Annotated in this window: 16 protein-coding genes and 1 tRNA gene; 4 read left to right on the top strand and 13 right to left on the bottom strand. The window is 45.7% G+C overall.

The annotated features are described in order from the left end of the window. Positions 1 to 38: 38 nt before the first annotated feature. From C2756_RS02740 to smc, 6 genes are all read right to left on the bottom strand, one after another. Entirely contained in the window at positions 39 to 1061 is a 1023-nt protein-coding gene (locus C2756_RS02740) for a 2-dehydropantoate 2-reductase (protein ID WP_215319827.1), read from the bottom strand. Between the two features lie 118 nt (positions 1062 to 1179). Continuing rightward, positions 1180 to 1365 carry a 4-oxalocrotonate tautomerase gene (locus C2756_RS02735; protein ID WP_215296516.1) on the bottom strand — a complete coding sequence of 62 codons (186 nt, stop codon included), beginning with the start codon at positions 1363 to 1365 and terminating at the stop codon, positions 1180 to 1182. 12 nt (positions 1366 to 1377) lie between these two features. After that, positions 1378 to 2142, bottom strand: a complete 765-nt coding sequence (locus tag C2756_RS02730; RefSeq protein ID WP_215319825.1) for a class II aldolase/adducin family protein — start codon at positions 2140 to 2142, stop codon at positions 1378 to 1380. Between the two features lie 12 nt (positions 2143 to 2154). Next, positions 2155 to 4170 carry an NAD-dependent DNA ligase LigA gene (ligA, locus tag C2756_RS02725; protein ID WP_215319823.1) on the bottom strand — a complete coding sequence of 672 codons (2016 nt, stop codon included), beginning with the start codon at positions 4168 to 4170 and terminating at the stop codon, positions 2155 to 2157. A gap of 9 nt (positions 4171 to 4179) precedes the next feature. Further along, positions 4180 to 5244, bottom strand: a complete 1065-nt coding sequence (locus C2756_RS02720) for a cell division protein ZipA C-terminal FtsZ-binding domain-containing protein (RefSeq protein ID WP_251372107.1) — start codon at positions 5242 to 5244, stop codon at positions 4180 to 4182. Then, positions 5245 to 8766 carry a chromosome segregation protein SMC gene (smc, locus tag C2756_RS02715; protein WP_215319821.1) on the bottom strand — a complete coding sequence of 1174 codons (3522 nt, stop codon included), beginning with the start codon at positions 8764 to 8766 and terminating at the stop codon, positions 5245 to 5247. Positions 8767 to 8941: 175 nt separating this feature from the next. Here smc and dapD point away from each other — a divergent pair, with 175 nt between their 5' ends. Genes dapD through prmB form a run of 3 tightly spaced genes read left to right on the top strand, consistent with a single transcriptional unit; the run spans position 8942 to position 11868 of the window. Continuing rightward, the gene (gene dapD, locus C2756_RS02710) at positions 8942 to 9769 is read left to right on the top strand and encodes a 2,3,4,5-tetrahydropyridine-2,6-dicarboxylate N-succinyltransferase (RefSeq protein ID WP_215296512.1); all 828 of its coding nucleotides are present in this window, start codon (positions 8942 to 8944) and stop codon (positions 9767 to 9769) included. A 6-nt stretch (positions 9770 to 9775) separates the two neighbouring features. Beyond that, positions 9776 to 10927: a succinyl-diaminopimelate desuccinylase gene (dapE, locus tag C2756_RS02705; RefSeq protein ID WP_215296511.1), complete on the top strand. Its 1152-nt coding sequence runs from the start codon at positions 9776 to 9778 to the stop codon at positions 10925 to 10927. Positions 10928 to 10971: 44 nt separating this feature from the next. After that, entirely contained in the window at positions 10972 to 11868 is an 897-nt protein-coding gene (gene prmB, locus C2756_RS02700) for a 50S ribosomal protein L3 N(5)-glutamine methyltransferase (protein ID WP_215319819.1), read from the top strand. A 23-nt stretch (positions 11869 to 11891) separates the two neighbouring features. Here the strand turns inward: prmB and radA are convergent, their stop codons facing one another. From radA to C2756_RS02685, 3 genes are read right to left on the bottom strand one after another with little or no spacing between them, the layout of a single operon-like run. Beyond that, the gene (gene radA, locus C2756_RS02695) at positions 11892 to 13256 is read right to left on the bottom strand and encodes a DNA repair protein RadA (RefSeq protein ID WP_215319817.1); all 1365 of its coding nucleotides are present in this window, start codon (positions 13254 to 13256) and stop codon (positions 11892 to 11894) included. Positions 13257 to 13291: 35 nt separating this feature from the next. Beyond that, entirely contained in the window at positions 13292 to 13801 is a 510-nt protein-coding gene (locus C2756_RS02690; RefSeq protein WP_215296508.1) for a hypothetical protein, read from the bottom strand. Then, positions 13798 to 15639, bottom strand: coding sequence for a potassium transporter Kup (locus tag C2756_RS02685; RefSeq protein ID WP_215320782.1), 1842 nt, complete (start codon positions 15637 to 15639; stop codon positions 13798 to 13800). The genes C2756_RS02690 and C2756_RS02685 overlap by 4 nt, the downstream gene beginning before the upstream one ends. 258 nt (positions 15640 to 15897) lie before the next feature. On the opposite strand from C2756_RS02685, the gene C2756_RS02680 reads away from it, so the two are divergent. After that, positions 15898 to 15974: transfer RNA gene (locus tag C2756_RS02680), tRNA-Met, on the top strand. Positions 15975 to 16029: 55 nt separating this feature from the next. Here C2756_RS02680 and C2756_RS02675 read toward each other — a convergent pair. From C2756_RS02675 to C2756_RS02660, 4 genes are all read right to left on the bottom strand, one after another. Next, positions 16030 to 16422, bottom strand: coding sequence for a type II toxin-antitoxin system HicB family antitoxin (locus C2756_RS02675; protein ID WP_215296504.1), 393 nt, complete (start codon positions 16420 to 16422; stop codon positions 16030 to 16032). Then, positions 16419 to 16613, bottom strand: coding sequence for a type II toxin-antitoxin system HicA family toxin (locus tag C2756_RS02670; protein WP_215296503.1), 195 nt, complete (start codon positions 16611 to 16613; stop codon positions 16419 to 16421). The genes C2756_RS02675 and C2756_RS02670 overlap by 4 nt, the downstream gene beginning before the upstream one ends. Before the next feature lie 47 nt (positions 16614 to 16660). After that, on the bottom strand, positions 16661 to 19081 hold the full coding sequence (locus C2756_RS02665; protein ID WP_215319815.1) for a DNA internalization-related competence protein ComEC/Rec2: 2421 nt from the start codon (positions 19079 to 19081) through the stop codon (positions 16661 to 16663). A gap of 64 nt (positions 19082 to 19145) precedes the next feature. Then, positions 19146 to 19982, bottom strand: a complete 837-nt coding sequence (locus C2756_RS02660) for a TatD family hydrolase (protein WP_215320780.1) — start codon at positions 19980 to 19982, stop codon at positions 19146 to 19148. Between the last annotated feature and the right edge of the window lie 20 nt (positions 19983 to 20002).

The following is a 20002-nucleotide window of genomic DNA, read 5'->3' as shown; positions in this document are numbered from 1 at the left end:
GGGATCAAACTACAACATACTGCAGGACTTTGGTAAGGCTAATGTTCAAGTACAAGCTCTGGCAGAGCCAACCTGCCTTGTGAGGTTTGAACCTTAGTGTTTAAAAGTTTAGTTAAAGCAAATACAGTGCTTAAACAAGGTGTCAGAGTATTGGTAATGCGCCCAAGCTCAATCACAGAACCTAGTAATGCATCGATCTCTAAGTTATTGCCAGCTTCGAGATCCTGAAGCATTGAGGTTTTGTGTTTGCCAACTTTTTCTGCTCCAGAAATACGTCTTTCAACATCCACCCGGAATATAACTCCTAACTTCTCAGCAATGGTTTGTGCCTCGAGCATCATATTGCGCGCCAAATCCTTAGTCAGAGGATTTCTGCAAATACCCTCAAGATGCTCATGAGTGAGCGCACTGATAGGATTAAAAGTCATATTACCCCAGAGCTTTAACCAAATCTCTGAGCGAATATCTTCTAAGATAGGTGACTTAAATCCAGCGTCTGACATCATCTGAGAAATTTTTTGGATGCGCTCGGATTGAGATCCATCAAGCTCACCAAGCGGAAAACGATTGCCCTCTACATGACGGATTACGCCAGGAGACTCTGCATAGGTGGCTGGATAGACAACACAACCAATCACATTTCGTGGATTAATCTTTTTCATAATCTGCCCACCAGCATCGACCGTCTCTACCGGGAAGTTTTCAAATGGGCCTGGTAGATTTTGGAAGTACCACCATGGAATGCCGTTTTGCATTGGGATCAATGTGGTCTCAGGGCCAACAATGCTTGCCAAATCATCAATGATTGGCTCAATTTGATGTGCCTTTACAGCCAACATGATGACATCAGGTATGCCGACATCACTAATTTTTTCCGCTGCCCTAACCTGAGCAACAATAGGACGAGGCTCGCTCTCCATATAGAGTGTTAGACCATTTTTTTGGATTGTTGCAAGGGTAGCGCCCCGCGCAACTACGGTTACTTGATTACCAGCCCTGGCTAATTTAGCAGCCAAGTAACCACCAATTGCTCCACCACCTCCAATGACGCAGATTTTCATACAGCCTCCTCAGAATCTAAAAATATGATTTGAAGTATCTTGCGCAAACTATGTTCGCTTGTGAATACAAGAGATGCTATATGAGATATTCCCGGAAGGAATATCGACTATTTAATAGCTAGGAATCACTCCACAGTTTTCCTGCTGTTGCCCAATCAGATTTTTTTACATCCTGATAAATCACATCGACTGATGCTGCAGTGCAACCCATAATTTTTACAGCAGCCTCTGTGATGGCTTTTGCATATTCCCGCTTTACATCATCACTACGACCTTCGAATAATTGCACTTGAATTAATGGCATTGTTTTCTCCTTTTAGCTATCCATCAAAGCTCTTTGATATGCAGGCCATTCTAGCCGACCCTCATCATCCCCATCGCTACATAGCTGTCTATAAGTTAATTCGCAGATTTCAGCAGGTGGACAAATAAAATCCTGATCAGACCTAGATAGCGCCTGAATTTTGCAGGCCTTATCCAGAACATCCATTAAATAAAATGCTTGCTGTATGGAAGCTCCACAAACAATGCTGCCGTGGTTATGCAAAAGGATTGCTTTCTTATCAGCCAAATTTTTTACTAGAGTAGTCTGCTCCCTGGCAGACAATGCCAATCCCTGATAGTCGTGGTACGCCACATCACGATAAAAACGTAAAGCATGCTGCGAAATTGGCAAGAGTCCTTTTGCTTGAGCCGATATGGCAATTACTGAATCTACGTGAAGATGTAATACACACTTTGCATCAGGGCGCGCAGCATGTACTGCACCATGAATCGCAAACCCTGTCTGATTGACAGGGCCTTCTCCTGTCAATACCTGGCACTGTAGGTTTACCTTTACTAAATTTTGAGGAGTCACTTCATTAAAGCGCAATCCAAATCGATTGAGTAAATAAGCACCATCTTCATCAGGCACTGAAGCTGAAATATGGGTATAGATTCCATCATCCCAATTTTTTAAATAGGCTAATTGATAAGCCGTCGCCAAATCAATACGAACTTGTTTTTCTTGGTCAGAGATTGGCTCTAAGCTAGCCCAATCCTCGGAGTTGATATGAAATTTAGAATGCAAGGAATTCATCTGAGAATAGAACTACTTTAATAAATGCAACATTGCTGACTCATCAATCACTGGTACACCCAACTCTTCTGCCCTAGTAAGCTTGCTACCTGCATCCTCTCCAGCAACGACATAGTCAGTTTTTTTAGAAACTGAGCCAGCGACTTTAGCACCCGCTTTTTCCAGGAGTTCCTTAGCTTCATCGCGGGTCATGGTTGGGAAGGTGCCAGTAAGGACAAATGTTTTACCCGCTACAGCTGCGCTGATGATTTTTTCCTCGACAGAAAGCTGCATTCCTGAAGTCAGGAGTTGCTCAATGGCCTCTCGGTTATGTGCTTCTTGCATAAAGCTGGTGATTGAATCTGCAACCACAGGACCCACATCTTTAACAGTCAACAAATCCTCGATACTGGCATCCATGAGTGCATGCATCGATTGGTAATGATTGGCCAAGTCCTTTGCGGTGGTCTCGCCAACATGACGAATACCGAGGGCGAAGATAAATCTAGCTAAGGTGGTATTTCTAGATTGATTAATCGCCTGAATGAGATTATAAGCTGACTTATCACCCATTCGCTCTAGATTCGCTAAAGCAGTGAAACCGAGGCGATAAAGATCAGCCGGCGTTCTCACGAGATTCTGATCTACCAATTGATCAACAATCTTTTCACCCAAACCTTCAATATCGAGAGCCCTTCTGTGGGCAAAGTGAATTAAAGCTTGCTTACGCTGCGCACCACAAAATAAGCCGCCACTACAGCGTGCCACTGCTTCATCGGCTAAACGCTCAATATGGGAATCACATACTGGGCAATTGACTGGCATCACAAATTCTTTCGTATCTGCGGGTCGGCGATCTTTGATCACCGACACTACTTCGGGAATCACATCACCTGCTCTTCGTACCGAAACGGTATCCCCAATACGCACATCCTTGCGCTTAACTTCATCTTCGTTATGCAAGGTAGCATTGGTAACAGTAACACCACCCACCTCGACTGGAGCAAGTCGGGCAACGGGAGTAATCGCACCAGTACGACCTACTTGCACATCGATTCCCAATACAGTAGTCAGCGCCTCTTGAGCTGGATACTTATGAGCCAATGCAAATCGTGGAGCTCTAGATACAAATCCAAGTTTTGCCTGCTCTGTAAATGAATTGACTTTATAGACAACACCGTCGATGTCATAGGGTAATGCATCACGTTTGGCACCAATCTCATTGTAGAAAGCCAAGATCTCCGCAACTGAATGAAGAACCCTGCGCTCTGAGCACACTGGCAACCCAAGTTGTATATAAGCATTGAGTAATTCTTCATGAGTTTTTGGTAGCCAAGACTGCGGCTCTAAAGCACCCAGCCCATAGGCAAAGAAAGAAAGTGGTCTTTTTGCAGTGATCTTTGAATCTAATTGACGTAAGCTTCCCGCAGCAGCATTGCGAGGGTTGGCAAATTCTTTTTCGCCACTAGCAGCTGCCTGTTGATTCATTTTTTGAAAGTCTTGAAGATACATAAAGACCTCACCGCGAACCTCTAAAACTCGTGGAATACTTTTACCCGTTAATTTCAGAGGGATGGCGCGAATTGTTTTGATGTTCGCAGTAACGTCTTCACCACTGGCCCCATCACCACGAGTAGCGGCTCTGACTAAAGAGCCATTTTCATAACGCAGAGAAATGGCCAGACCATCAAACTTCAACTCGCCTGCATAAGCTACATGATCCGCGTGCAAGCCTTCACGACAACGACGATCAAAAGCGCTTAGCTCAGCTTCTTCAAATGCATTATTAAGCGAGAGCATGGGTACTTCATGAGTCACTGAGTCAAACTCTTTTAAGGCAGTGCCACCGACCCGCTGAGATAAGGACTCTGGTGTAATCCACTCTGGATGAGCCGCTTCAATATCCAATAACTCTCGATAGAGGCGGTCATATTCAATATCAGGTAATAGTGGATTATCTAGAACATAGTAAGCATGCTCTAGGCGGGCAAGCTCAGCCTGTAAGAATGCGTAACGCTCCGCTGTATTTATCGGACTATTCGACGACAAGGTGATGTCCTAGCTAAAGAGTCTGCTAGCTGTGGAAGATCCAGCAGGGATGCCAGATTTCTCAAGATTGGCATAAAGGCCATCAAGATGCTGACGAATACTGATCACAGCTGCTTCGCTCAAATTAATACCATTGTCATCTACTAAACGACCATGAGCAACTTGTGCAATCTCCACGCCCTCAGCCAACATTCTTTCAAAGGCGCGCTCTTCTTGCGCAACCAGAGGAACTTCTAAGAGTAAGGTCAATTGCATTACCGGCTTGTTTGGGTCTAAGCCTGCGCTAGTAAAGATCAATGCACCATTACTGTAAAACTCATATTCACGGCCATTGCGCCCTAACTTGAAACCACGTTGACGCATCAGCGCATCAAAATTACCCCAAGGGCAAGCTTCATCAAAGAGCACGTTGATACTAAGTTGAATATCACTATCTGCCGCCATCACATCCAACTCTTTAGCGCTCTCTAGCATGGTGTTAACGCTAGGCATGTCGATTTGGGAACCCAGGGTATCGGCGAGCGCTTGAGCGCGAGAACAGAAATCAGATAATTCCAAGACGCCAATGGCACCACGGCGACTTGCTAGCTGAATAGCTAATTGGAGTTCAGAGTATGAAGATTGCGGGTTTAACTCTTCCCACTCCTGATCAACATTCAAACCTTCGCACATCCACTTTGCAGCAGATTGCGCTTGTAAGTCTGTCCATGTATTAATTTCTTCAAGAATCTCTGCCCCGCTGATACCTTCATCAAAGCGTAGTGTAATGACGCAGTCAATACGAGGATCGATGGCAAACTTCTCAGGAGTAGAAGTCGTTGCTAAAAGCGCGCTAGCAAAACTAGGTTCATTACGCTCACTTGAGTCAGCATCTGCAAAGCCCTGACCAAAACTAGGCTCGCGTGCAAAGCGATCATCAAGAGCATATTCATCCTGCTCTCTTGCTTTACGACGTGCCCGGGAGTATTTAAGGTTGAGGATGGCTACCAATATCAAAATCAGTAGTCCAATAACTGCTAAGGCAAACTGCAAATCAGACAAGCCCAACATTGTCATGATTTGTTCTACGTACACTTAAGCAGCCTCTACCATTGAAACCGCTGAAGAGATATCCACGGCAACAATGCGTGATACGCCTTGCTCTTGCATCGTGACACCAATCAACTGATGGGCAATTTCCATGGTGATTTTGTTGTGGGAGATAAACAAAAACTGTGTTTTATCTGACATTTTGGCGACCAGTTGAGAATAGCGCAGGGTATTGGCATCATCCAATGGCGCATCAACCTCATCGAGTAAGCAGAATGGAGCTGGATTCAACAAGAAAAGTGAGAAAACCAGTGCGATCGCAGTCAAAGCCTTTTCACCACCGGAGAGCAAGTAGATGCTGCTATTTTTCTTGCCTGGAGGTTGGGCCATTACTTGAACGCCTGCGTCCAAAATCTCTTCACCAGTCATCACCAATTCAGCATGACCGCCGCCGAACAGTTCTGGGAATAATTTTCCAAAGTGGCCATTGACTTGATCAAAGGTGCCTTGCAATAAATCACGAGTCTCTGCATCAATCTTGGCAATCGCATCAGTCAGAGTCTGCATTGCTTCATTCAAGTCAGCAGATTGCGCATCCAAGAACTGCTTACGCTCACGTGAGCTGGATAACTCATCAAGCGCAGCCATATTCACTGGACCCAGTGATTGAATCTCAGTATTTAAACGATTGACTTCAGTCTGCAAGGCGCCAACCTTCAAGTCGGGGCTAAAGTTTGCTTCCAAGGCACTTAAGTCAGCTTCTGCATCGGTCAACAAAGTCGCAAATTGCTCATAGTTCAAACGGGCAGCCTGCTCACGCAATTGCAAATCAACCACTTTGTCGCGCATTGGCTGCAAGCTACGCTCTACCTGCATACGGGCTTCATCCGCCTCACGCAATTGATGTAATAAAGCATCTTGCTCAGTACGAGCGTTTGCCAAAGCTGCTTCACGCGCACTACGAGCTAACAAGAGTCCCTGTAATTTTTCTTGCGCTTCTTCATCACTTAAGGAAACTAACTCTTGAGTGGCCTGATCAAACTTATCCTGAATCTCCATGATCTGAGTGCGAGCAGTACTTTGATCACGTTGTAAGTCTGCAATGCGCTGTTGCAGTGAGCGAGTTGCAAAGGCAGCCTCTTGTGCAGACATTTCTGCTGCGCGTAAAGATTCACGCAAACGATCACGTTCTTGCGTGGCAGCCTCTAATTTTTCTTGAGCAGATGCTAAAGCATCTTGGAGGCCCTGCTTAGACTCTTCTGCTTGAGTTAACTCTGCCGCAGATTGCTCTTGTGTATTACCCAATTGCTCACCTTGCAGACGCAACTCACTCAACTCATCCTGAATTTGGGCAGCGCGCTGGCTATATTGTTCCTCAGCCTGAGTTAACTGCATTCTCTCCACTTCAAAGCCATGAGCTTCTTGCACTGCCTGCTCAGCATTGATACGGGCCTGCTCTGCTGCTTGATGAGCTGCTTGATAGTTAGCAACGCATTGATCTAATTCACCTTGCAATTCGCTCTGCATCAATTTTTGAGCGCGTAACTGTTTCTCAAGACTTTCCATCTCTTGCGCACGGGCCAACATACCAGCCTGCTCAGAATCTGCTGCATATAACTGCACGCTTACACGACTCACTAAATGGCCTTGCTGAGTAACAAATGCACCACCAGCTGGTAATTTTTCACGGCGATGCAAAGCATCTTCGAGACTGGAGGCAATATAAATATTGTCTAACCACTCTTGCAACACAGAGGTAAGCCTTGGGGCACCAGCACTTTGCACACGACTTAATAAAGGTGTGAAATCCGCTGGAGCTGATGTATGTGCTGGGCTAATTTCTTCTGTCAGCAAAATCGCCAAACGACTTGGAGGCGCATCATTGGCTAAAGCGAGAGTTTCTTGCACACTCTTTGCAGTCACTGCAGCCAAACGCTCACGCAATACTGACTCCAAAGCGGCTTCCCAACCGCTCTCTACTTTGAGCTCTTGCCAGAGACGTTTGCTTTCTTTAAGACCTTTACTTTCAAGCCATGGACCAATCTTGCCTTGTGCTTGCACGCTGGCTTGTAAGGCGGTCAAAGCAGTTAACTTAGCCTCAGTTTGAGCCAAATCTTGATTGGCTGTCTGAATTTTTTGTTGGGCGGCATTACGTGCTTCATCTGCAGCAGGTACGCGTTGCTGCGTTTCACCTGCGCGTTGTTTTGACTCTTCAACTTTGCGCTGCGCCATAGCTTGACGATCAATCGCCATTTGCAAAGCTTCTGCATCTGGCCTACGCATACCATCAAGCTCACCTCTTAAGCGGGCTTCACGCCCTTTGAGCTCATCGGATTGAGCTGACATGGCACGAATACGCTCACCCAAACTCGCAAGACGTTGTTCAATAGAGGCTAAGCTTTCGCGGGCGTTATTGAGATCACGTGCAGCAGTTTGATAAGCCTCCTCACGACTTGGCATCTGCCCTTGTAAGCCAGTGAGGTCTGCCAAGAGAGTTTGTTCTTTTTCTAAAGCTTCATTGAGTTCATGCTCAGCAGTGCGTTGCGCTTGAGCAGCATCAGTTTCTTGCACGGTCCAGCGCTGCAATTGTGCCTGCAAATCTTGAGTTTGTTGTTGTAAGCGTTGGCGCGCTTCTTGTACATAATGAATCTGTGATTCAACCTGACTCACATCAGAGTTGGTTTGATATAACTCCCCTTGCGCCTCAGAGACTTTGTCTTGCAATGCGTATTGTTGAGTACGCATGGTTTCCAGTTCAGACTCAGCATGACGCAGCTTAGCAGTCTGCTCTTCCAAGTTCACTTGGGTATCACGGATTGCATTGGCATGACGCTCTTGCTCTTTTCCAGCCTCAGTCTGACGCACAAACCAGAGTAACTGTTGCTGGGATCTCATTTGTGCAGAGAGCTCTGCATGACGCTCGGCAACAGTTGCTTGTTTTTCTAAGCGAGTGAGTTGTTGATCAAGCTCACGCAAAATGTCTTCAACACGGGTTAAATTTTCGACAGTGTCCTCTAAACGAGAAGCAGTTTCTTTACGACGCTCTTTGTATTTAGAAACCCCAGCTGCCTCTTCCAAGAACACGCGCAACTCTTCTGGTTTTGCCTCTAAAATGCGATTAATTGTTCCTTGACCAATAATGGCGTAACCTCTTGGACCCATACCGGTACCCAAGAAAATATCTTGAATATCTTTGCGGCGGACCACTTGGTTGTTGACGTAATAACTAGAATTACCGTCACGAGTCAAAACACGTTTAATACCCAATTCTGTAAAAGCACTCCACTGACCTTGAGCACGTCCTTCAGAATTATCAAAAATGAGTTCTACGCTGGCACGACCAGATGGTTTGCGTAAACCTGAGCCATTAAAAATAACGTCTTGCATGGACTCACCACGCAACTCACTGGCGCGGGATTCACCCAAAACCCAACGTACAGCGTCAATAATGTTCGACTTTCCGCAACCGTTAGGGCCTACAACACCAATTAATTGGCCAGGCATTTCAAAATGGGTTGGGTCAACGAAAGACTTAAAGCCGGAAAGTTTGATGGATTTCAGTTGCACGGCGTACTTTGCAGGGAAAAAAGGGGGTTCAAAAAAGGGGTAAAAATTTACATCTAAAGTGGGAAGATGATAGCAAGCTTAAGGCTACTTCGACACGTTTTTGCCCCATCGATATAATGATAGATCTACCTTCAGGGACAAAATCCCTTAACAATCTGATAGTTAACTGAAAAGCATGAGCCAATCACCACAAAGCATCATTGAACAAGCCTGGGAAAACCGCGCAGACCTCTCACCCAACAGCGCCCCTGGAAGCGTCCGGAGCGCTGTAAATGCGGTCTTGGAAGGCCTCAATGCGGGCACCATTCGAGTCGCCGAGCGTCGCGATGTCGGTAAGTGGGAAGTAAATCAGTGGGTTAAGAAAGCAGTACTGCTTTCTTTCCGCCTAGAGGACAACGTTCCAATGAGTGCTGGTGGTTACACCCAGTTCTACGATAAGGTTCCTAGCAAATTTGAAGGTTATACGGCTGCTGACTTTGCAGCGGGCGGATTCCGCGTGGTTCCCCCTGCTATGGCTCGGCGAGGCTCTTTTATTGGCAAAAATGCTGTTTTGATGCCTTCTTACGTCAATATTGGTGCTTATGTTGGGGAAGGCACTATGGTCGACACTTGGGCAACCGTTGGTTCTTGCGCTCAAATTGGTAAAAACGTTCACCTTTCTGGTGGCGTTGGCATTGGTGGTGTTTTAGAGCCAATTCAAGCCGGCCCAGTGATTATTGAAGATAACTGCTTTATTGGCGCCCGCTCTGAGGTAGTTGAAGGGGTCGTCATTGAAGAGAATTCGGTTCTCTCCATGGGTGTCTACATTGGTCAAAGCACCAAAATTTATGATCGTGAAACTGGTGAAGTGCATTACGGTCGTGTTCCTGCTGGCTCAGTAGTAGTTCCAGGCTCATTGCCTTCTGCTTGCGGTAAGTACAGTTTGTATGCTGCAATCATTGTGAAAAAAGTGGATGCACAAACCAGAGCCAAGACTGCCATCAACGAACTGCTGCGCGACTAAAAATCTATGAGCGCCACGCTTGAGCTTACTGAAGCTCTGATCGCTTGCCATTCCGTAACACCGGCTGATGGTGGTTGCCAGGATTTAATTGCTCAACGCTTACAAGCAATTGGCTTTCATACTGAGAGCGTTATTAGTGGACCTGAGAATTTTCAGGTCACCAATCTTTGGGCCATCAAAAAAGGGAAAGCGGGCGATCAAGGCAAAGTGCTGATGTTTGCTGGTCATACCGATGTAGTGCCTACTGGCCCACTTGAAAAATGGACCAGCAACCCATTTACGCCAACGATTCGTGATGGCTTACTCTACGGTCGTGGTGCAGCTGATATGAAAACCTCTCTAGCTGGATTTGTAGTTGCCACAGAAGAATTTGTTACTACCCATCCTGATCATCAAGGTTCCATTGCCTTCTTAATTACTAGCGATGAAGAGGGTCCCGCCAATGATGGCACTGTCATCATGTGTGAGCGTTTGCAACAACATGGTCAACGCTTGGATTACTGCGTGATTGGCGAACCGACCTCTGTTGATCAGTTGGGTGACATGATTAAAAATGGTCGTCGCGGCTCTTTATCCGGCAAAGTGAAAATCAAAGGTATACAGGCGCATATTGCCTACCCTCATTTAGGCGCGAATCCAATTCACTTGTCTGCGCCAGCCATTACAGCATTGGTAGAGACTGAGTGGGATAAGGGCAATCAATATTTCCAGCCAACCAGTTTTCAGATTTCGAATGTTCATGCGGGCACTGGTGCCAATAATGTGATTCCTGGTGAGCTAGTAATCGACTTTAATTTCCGCTTCTCTACCGAGAGCAAACCAGAACAATTGCGCGAACGTCTTGAAAACATTCTCAAAAACGCTGGTCTTGATTTTGAGATCGACTGGGTATTAGGTGGCAGCCCATTCATTACTGGTGATGGCGATTTAGCAGGTGCTTTACGCAAAGCCATTAAAGCCGAGACACGAGTGGATACCGAACTCTCCACTACTGGGGGCACTAGTGATGGTCGCTTTATCGCCAAGATCTGCAAAGAGGTTGTGGAATTTGGGCCGCTCAATGCGACTAGCCACAAAATCGATGAGTGCGTCATCATTGATGATGTTGAGCCACTCAAAAATATCTATCGCAAAACGCTTGAGCAGCTCATAGCTTAATCTCACCCCACTGCTTTTCTTTTTTAATACAAAATTCATCCATCATGGACCCTGAGCCTTCACAAGCCTTTACAGTCAATCAGTGCATTGATCAAGTCGCACTCAAACTAGAGGCCGCAAAATTACATTATGGGCATGGCGCTATCGATGCGCAGAGTGAAGCCTTGTGGATTACCAGCAAACAATTGGAACTCAGTCCTGCAGAAGCACTAGATCATCTAGAGCGAACACTAACGAGCGATCAATACCAAATGGCATTCGCTATCGCTGAGCAAAGAATTGCAACTCGTAAACCACTGGCCTACATTTTGGGTGAAGCTTGGTTAATGGGTGTGCCATTTTTCTGTAGCGAACAAAGTATTGTTCCCCGTTCATGGATTGCGGAACTGATTGTGGATGGATCATTGGAGCCATGGTTACCGGCCGATGGCAAAGCATTAGATCTTTGCACTGGCAATGGCTCTTTGGCTATCTTGCTTGCTCTTTCTTGTCCTGATGTTCATGTGAGCGCTTGTGATATCAGCATGCCAGCCTTATCTGTTGCAGCACGCAATGTGGATCGCCATAGCTTAAGCTCTCAAGTGGAATTATTAGATGGCGACCTTTGGGACGCACTACCCGAGCCCAATGAAGACAACCTCTTTGATCTGATTATTTGCAACCCACCTTATGTCAATGCCACCTCAATGAGCGCACTCCCTACTGAATATCAAGCTGAGCCAGCCTTGGCCCTTGCGGGTGGTGATGACGGTATGGATTTAATTCGCAGAATTATTGCCCAAGCGCCAGACTACCTCTCTGAACGTGGCGCTATTCTGCTTGAAATTGGTAATGAGTATCAGAACTTCAAAAAGGCATTCCCACAAATTCCTGTGATCTGGATGGAAGTGTCTGCTGGCGAAGAGCAGGTACTCTTAATACAAGCAGAAGATCTGCGTTAAAAAATAAAACGATTTACTGAAAATTAACTGAGTTCTGCAGCAGCTGCGATCGCTTGATCAATTCGCTCTACAGGAATTACTTTTAAGCCCGGGATCTTGGTCTTGGGCATATTCGCCTTTGGAATAATGGCCACTGTAAAGCCTAACTTAGCAGCCTCTTTCAAACGCTCTTGACCGCGCGGACAAGGACGAATCTCTCCAGCCAATCCTACCTCACCAAAGACGATGAGCTCCTTAGGTAAGGCGCGATTACGAATCGATGACTGAATTGCTAGCAGCACTGCCAAGTCAGCCGCTGGTTCTGAAATCTTGACACCGCCAACAGCATTTAAAAATACATCTTGATCAAAACACGCCACGCCCGCATGGCGATGCAATACCGCTAAGAGCATTGCTAAACGGGCTTGCTCTAAGCCAACTGCTAGACGCCGTGGGTTAGGAACATGTGCTGTATCAACCAATGCCTGAATTTCTACCAAGAGTGGTCTACTGCCCTCTTGAGTGACTAATACGCAAGCGCCGGGAACCATTTGCTCGTGCTGCGATAAGAAGATTGCTGACGGGTTAGTGACCCCTCGTAGACCTTTTTCAGTCATTGCAAATACACCAAGCTCGTTAACGCCACCAAAACGATTCTTAATCGAGCGCACTAAACGAAATGAAGAATGGGTATCGCCCTCAAAATACAATACCGTATCCACAATGTGCTCCAGCACCCGTGGGCCAGCCAAGTGGCCATCTTTAGTCACATGACCCACCATCAATACACAGATCCCACTGGATTTTGCGGCTCTGGTGAGTTGGGCAGCGCACTCACGCACTTGGGCGACGGAACCTGGCGCTGAACTTAACACCTCAGAATACAAAGTCTGAATAGAGTCCACCACCAATACCTGTGGCTTGACAGTATCCATGATGGAGATGAGTTTTTCTAACTGAATTTCTGCTAAGACCTCTAGTTGTGGCGCATTGAGCGCGATGCGTTTTGCACGCAATGCTATTTGTGCAGCCGATTCTTCACCACTGCTATAGAGTACATTCATACCTGAAGAGCTCATCTCAGCCAAAGCTTGCAGTAGGAGTGTTGATTTACCAATTCCTGGATCGCCACCCAATAAAACTACGCCACCAGGTACCAAGCCACCACCCAACACGCGATCAAACTCTTCAACACCAGTACTAAAACGTGGCAAATCTTCGGCAGTAATTGCAGAGAGTTTTTGTCTTGGTAATGATTGCGCTAAACCCTGAAACCGTGAGTTAGAAGTGGTCTCGGGCAAGCCCTCTTCCATAGTGTTCCACGCCTGACAAGATGGGCATTGGCCCTGCCACTTTGCAGAAGTACCGCCACAAGATTGGCAGATATAAACCGTTTTGACTTTAGCCAAGAGATTCCTAGTAATTGAAGCTAATAAATTCAGTGTTAATCGAGTTGCGTGCCAGCTTTATTTTCTTGGGCACGCTTAGGGGCGTCCTTGCGACGCTGCTCCAGATCGGCCGCTCTTGCAGCCGCAGCTTTTTGCTTATCTTCAAACTCGCGTTGATTATCAACCCGTTCTGCAGCCTTGACAGGCGAAGCCCGCTCAGCGGCACGCTTTTGATCTTCCTGATCTTTAATACTCTTACGTAAATTGCGTTGCACTTCATGCAAAGCACGCTCTTGTTCGCTAATGGGGTCAATTTCTTTACGATATTCTGCTCTAGCGCTACGCAAGCAATAGTTCACCCAATAGTTTTGATAGCAATCTGATGAAGCTTTGCCCCAGCGATACTTAGCCCAGTCTCTTTGCAACTCTAGCTCTGACTCGATCTTATCCAATTTAGCCAACTCAGCCTCTTCAGCAGGCGTTGCTAAAGTAATGCCGCTAATGGAGCTCAGTAATAAAAATATCCCAATGAATATTTTGGATCGCTGAGAAAAATTCTTTCTCAAATTTCCACCTTTGCGCCCAACTCAACCAAGCGATTTGCAGGAATTTTGAAAAAGTCTGATTGACGACCGGCATTTTGATACATCCAGCAAAACAAGCGTTCACGCCACAATGCCATACCCGGAATCTCCGTAGAGACAATGGTGTCGCGCGACAGGAAGAATGAGGTATTCATTAAATCAAACTTCAAGTCAGAAGACCTCTGCAGTAATTCGATAATCTGGCCCATGTCCGGAGTTTCATTAAACCCATACACAGTGCGAACTACATAAACACCATTACCAAGATCTCGCAAGTTAATGCGCTCGTCATCCTTAACATAAGGGACATCCCAAATACTGACCTTTAAAAAAAAGACTCTTTCATGAAGCACGTGGTTGTGTTTGAGGTTATGTAAAAAAGATACCGGTAAATAATCGACGTGAGCCGTTAAGAAAATGGCCGTACCTTCAACTCGATGCGGTGGATGCATCATCAAGGCTTCGATGAAACTCTTTAACTCAATGCCATTATTGATCGCCTTCTGACGTAAGATCTTGCGGCCTTGATACCAAGTCATCAAGAAAATGAAGCAGACTGCGCCCAATAACAGCGGAAACCAACCGCCTTCCATAATCTTCAATAAATTAGCCGTTAAGAATGCGAGATCAACAGCTAAGAATGCACTGATTACCAAGGTTACTAGGATAGTATTCCAGCGCCACACTACACGCATCACAATCGCTGCCAAGAAGGTGGTGACGATCATAGTGGTAGTCACCGCAATGCCGTAGGCTGCAGCTAAGTTTTCAGACTTCTTAAACGCTAACACCACCACAATAACCAAAACCAATAAAGCCCAATTAACTAATGGCATATAAATCTGACCGATTTCCCGTTCAGACGTGTGACGCACTTTCATACGAGGTAAAAAACCTAACAAGATGGCTTGGCTAGTCATTGAAAAAGCACCGGATATTACCGCTTGGGATGCAATCACGGTTGCGGCAGTAGCTAAGATCACCAATGGGAAAACAAACGCTTCGGGCACCATCAAGAAAAATGGGTTGCTAATAGTTTCTGGGTTATTCAAAAACATTGCACCCTGTCCAAAGTAATTTAAAAGCAAACAAGGCATCACGATAAAGAACCAACCCATCCGAATAGGCTTCACTCCGAAGTGGCCCATATCGGCATAAAGCGCTTCAGCACCAGTCAGCACTAGGAACACCGCGCCCAGCACAATAAAGCCTTGCAGAGCATGCTCATCCATAAAGTGAATGGCATACATTGGATTGATAGCAGCAAAGATAGCTGGATGCTGTACGACCTGATATATACCCATTAGGCCAATCACTGCAAACCACAGCACCATAATGGGTCCAAATAATTTTCCAACTACATCGGTACCAGTCTTTTGAATCACAAATAGGATAACTAAGATCACTACTGTAATCGGCAACACAAAACGAGTGAGATCACTAGATATCACCTCCAGACCCTCGACTGCAGACAGAACTGATATTGCAGGTGTAATGATTGCATCACCGTAAAACATACAGGCCCCAAAAACACCGGCCATGATGATTAACAATGAGCGCCTGGAACCGCTTGGTGCCGTCCTTAAGGCCAATGCCATCAGCGCCAAAATACCACCCTCACCATGATTATTGGCGCGCATCACAAACAAAACATATTTCAACGACACCACAATTGCAAAAGCCCAAAAGACCATGGAGATCACACCATAAACAGCATCGGCTGAAAAAGGAATACCATGCTCAGGACTAAAACACTCTTTCAGTGCATATAGAGGGCTGGTACCAATGTCCCCAAAGACCACGCCAATCGCAGCAAACATTAAAGCAATCGAAGCGCCTTTTTTGTGAGGATGATCCTCTCGTGAAATCTCTACCGGCCTCAATAGAGATGATTCAGAAAACTCCGGATTACTCACTGACATGAATTGTTCCTAGCGTGTTGTTGCGTGGCAATATATTACTCCTTATGTCAGATCATTAAATCTGGAATTTTTGGCAGAAAACCGCATATTTACGCGTCTTTTGAAGGTTTACCTCGACAGAGGGGTCCAAAAAATGGTAGAATCTATGTCTTCAGACGCGGGGTGGAGCAGTCTGGCAGCTCGTCGGGCTCATAACCCGAAGGTCGTAGGTTCAAATCCTGCCCCCGCAACCAAATAAGCAAAAAGGCTTCTTCGTCGATCGACTAGGAAGCCTTTTTTGGTTTTAACTCATGCCATCAATGCAAGGTGGGCTATGAAAGCTGATCTATTCTCCCCAGCACTCTTGGCTTTGGCATCCAACCTAGCCAACACTCTTTTGGGTAGTGTGATGTTGATCCTCTCAATATCATCCGACAGTAGAGCGGGATCAATCTCCACAATTGCCCAGACATAACCCTTAAATTCTTTTCGCTTTTGAAGCTCCCTCAACGAGCTGGGCTTTGGTATTTCTTGACCTTCATCTAAGGCCACCTCAATCCATAGTTCTATCGCTTCTTTTACTTTTTCAATAGCCTCGTCAATTCCGCTATCAGCAGCAGAAAAACAGCCCGGCAAATCTGGAACGATGACGCCCCATGCCTCTGACTTACTGCCCGGCTCAATTGCAACTGGATATTTCATTCACCCTCCCCCATTAAGCCTGCTTGTTTAAATATTGCCTTTAATAAACCGGTTGGCATATCTTTTCTTGGATGTGTAACAACAATATGACCTTGCTTCAAGGGATGAATATAAACATGATGCGATCCTCTTATTCCCCGCAGATGCCAACCGTCACGCACTAACTTTTCAATAACTTTTTTACTATGCATTCATCTCCTTTAATTATACACATCATACACACTAAAGAAAAGCTCATCTAAGGCCTATGCCACAACCTTTTGAACTCCTGCCTCCAAAAAATCACCTTAGAGCTCGACTTACCTTGATCTCTAAAGAGCCAAATCTGGGCTCCAGTCCTTGGCGTTTGATAAAAGGGAATATCTAAACCTGCATAGCGAGCGGTCACCGTGGGGTGAGGGTGACCATAACGATTGCGATAACCATTTTGCGCAAAAGCAAAATTAGGATTTAATTTCGTTAATAGATCAATGGATGAAGATGTTTTGCTCCCATGGTGTGGAGCCATAAAAATCAATTCTCGATCTCCCATTACATTGAGCACAAATTGATCCAAGCGAGCAACAATTTCTGCCTCACCCTGTTTCTCAACATCTCCCGTTAACCATAAAGAGCCATTTTTATTTCGCACCTCTAATACACAACTCATCTCATTGGGTTTCATTGAGTATTGATTTTGAAAAAGAGTGTCTTCATGAGGATGCCAAATTAAAAACTCCACTTCGTCCCAAGTCCAATATTGGCCATAACGACATGGAATGCTGGGAATTTTTCGAGACTGAAGATTCAATAGCAGTGGGTTATTGTTCGGCAGTGAACCCATCATTGATTGAAAAGAAATCTGTTTCAATAAAGAGGCAGCGCCACCCACATGGTCACTATCGCTATGACTAATAACCATACGATCGATTTGATCGATACCTCTACCGCGTAAATACGGCAAAATGACGCGCTGACCAGCATCATCCCTCTTACCTTGAATCGGCCCGGTGTCATACAGCAATCTCTTATGCGCTGTTTCTATCAATACAGCAGTACCTTGTCCAATATCCAATACGGTAGCCCTAAACTCCCCAGCTTTAAGAGATGTATTGCCAAGATTTACCGTTGGTATAAACAGTAGTAATAAAGGTAATAATACTAATGACCGGTATAACCAAGTACCCCTGAGTTCTCCAGGATGAATTGCATAAACAATCCCGATCCCTGAAATCAGCAAGAGCCACCACTCCGGCTGGCTAGACCAAACCACAGACCAACTCCAATTGGCCATCCACTCAAGTACTAGAGCCAGATACTCCATTGATGCATGTGCAGGGAGCAAGAGCCAGCGACCAATAAAGTCAGGCAACAATGCGCCTGCGATTGCTAATGGAGTAACAACGTAACTCACCAAAGGAATTGCTAAAGCATTAGCGAATGGTGACACGACAGAGACTTGATAAAACCAATACAAAGTAAACGGAAGTAAAGCGATAGTTACCACTGCTTGAACACGGCATGCTTCGCGCATTGCTTGTAAAGCTCGATTTGACCAATGTATCTCTAGCTCTTTCCCAGTGGGTATACCCAATAACCCCGAAGAATCTTTCATGGCATAAAGAATGGCAGCGACTGCTCCAAACGAAAGCCAAAAGCCTGGTGTATAGGGCGCCATCGGATCAACGAGAAGCACCAATACGAGCGCCCACCACCAAATATCAAAAGATCTTGGATTTCTACCAGTCCATAAAGCAAACGCAACAACACCAACCATATACATCGTTCTTTGTGCCGGTATCTGAAAGCCAGCTAACCAAGCATAGATAAACGCCGTGATAAACCCAGAAGCGGCTGCAACCTTACTCACTGGAATCATGAGTGGTAGAGCGCGGCGCCTCCATATCCACCCTGCAGCAGAAGCACCTAAACCTGCCAACATCGTGACATGTAATCCTGAGATAGAAATCAGATGACCTATACCGGTTGCATTAAATACCCGCCAGTCATCCTGCTCAATCGCATTTTGATCACCCATCACCAATGCAATCATCACGCCACCATAACGAGCATCCTTTGGTAACAGTGATTTGATCTTTTCACGTAATTTCCAACGTGCCAACTCCATGCGAAGTTCAAACTCAGTCAGTCTAATATCACTTGCTTTTAACAATTCACCCGATCTAATAGATCCACTAGCACCAAAATCCTGATGAAAGGACCAGCGCTCAAAATCAAAGGTGTAAGGGTTTAAAGAGCCATAAGGCCTCTTTAGTTTGACTTTCAATTTCCAGCGCTGTCCTGGAATAATTTCGGGGATTTCTTGGGTACTTCTCCATGCTGGTTGCCAACTTAAATATATTCGTCTAGGAAAGTTACTGACTTCGCTATTGCCAGAAAATAGACGATCTATCTCAAAAGCGAACTTAGCGCCTGTAGAACTACTCTGTGGCAGAGCGGCAACTCTCCCCTCAATGCTGCATTCTTTACCCTCCAACTCCTCAGCAAGAATATTTACCAAGCGGCTCTCCGCATAGTGGGCATTCCACGCAAAACCTATACTAAACAACAAGATGCAAATCAAAATCTGTTGATACCACCTGACTTGAGGTCGCAGATATAAGAACAATAGACACAGCACGCCCACAGCAGCGCAAAAAAATGGCCATCCTGTTGGCACTTGCGGCAAAAAGAAAAGGAGTGATCCCCCGGCGATAAACGCCGTAATAGCTAAGCGCAAGGTTTTAAGAGGCTAGAGTGAAGTTTGGATTGCCAGCACAGAGGGCTGACCAACGCGGCAATACTTGCATAGCATTACACCAGACAGCAGAAGCAAATTCAGAATCACTAATGCCACGTATTGCAGCCAACTCTTTCACTATCCGAACCACAAAGGCGGGCTCATTAAATGCAATTCCCTCTTGCTTTAACCAGGCCGGCGGAATATCAGGAGAATCGGTTTCGGTAACGATACAATCGATAGGCAGCTCAACCAAGAGTCTGCGAATCTGCAATGCGCGCTCGTAAGTAGCTGCGCCACCAAACCCTAATTTGAAACCAAGCTCTATAAATTGCTCGGCTTGCTGGAAGCTACCGTTGAATGCATGCGCAATCCCTCCGAAGATTTTGCGACGCCTAAGGGCTTTCAAAATAGCATCTTGTGAGCGCCGTACATGCAAAATCACTGGCAAGTTAAAGTGCTGAGCTAAGTCTAATTGCGCATGAAAGAAATATTCTTGCTTATGTGGATCAAGACCCTCTACAAAGTAATCCAAACCAATCTCACCAATGCCTACAAACCTTGGATCAGAAAGTGACTGGGTAATTTGCTCTTCAAGTAGCGCAATATCTTCTTCGTGAGCTTGATTGGTATAGAGGGGATGAATACCTAATGTATAGACCAAGCCAGGGATTGCATGCCCATATTGAGAGGCAAGTTCTCTAACATGCTGACAATCAGCAGCTTTGACTGCAGGCAGCAAAATAGCCTGAACGTTCTTTTCTTTTGCGGCAGAAATGATGTTTGGCAAGGAGTTTGAGAACTCTGGCGCGTCTAGGTGACAATGCGTATCAATCCACATGGGATGCATTGCTTCCATTA

The organism is Polynucleobacter sp. UB-Siik-W21 (assembly GCF_018687415.1).
Taxonomy (GTDB): Bacteria; Pseudomonadota; Gammaproteobacteria; order Burkholderiales; family Burkholderiaceae; genus Polynucleobacter.
The sequence above is the reverse complement of the archived record's forward strand: the minus strand, read 5'-3'. Positions and strand labels throughout refer to the sequence as shown.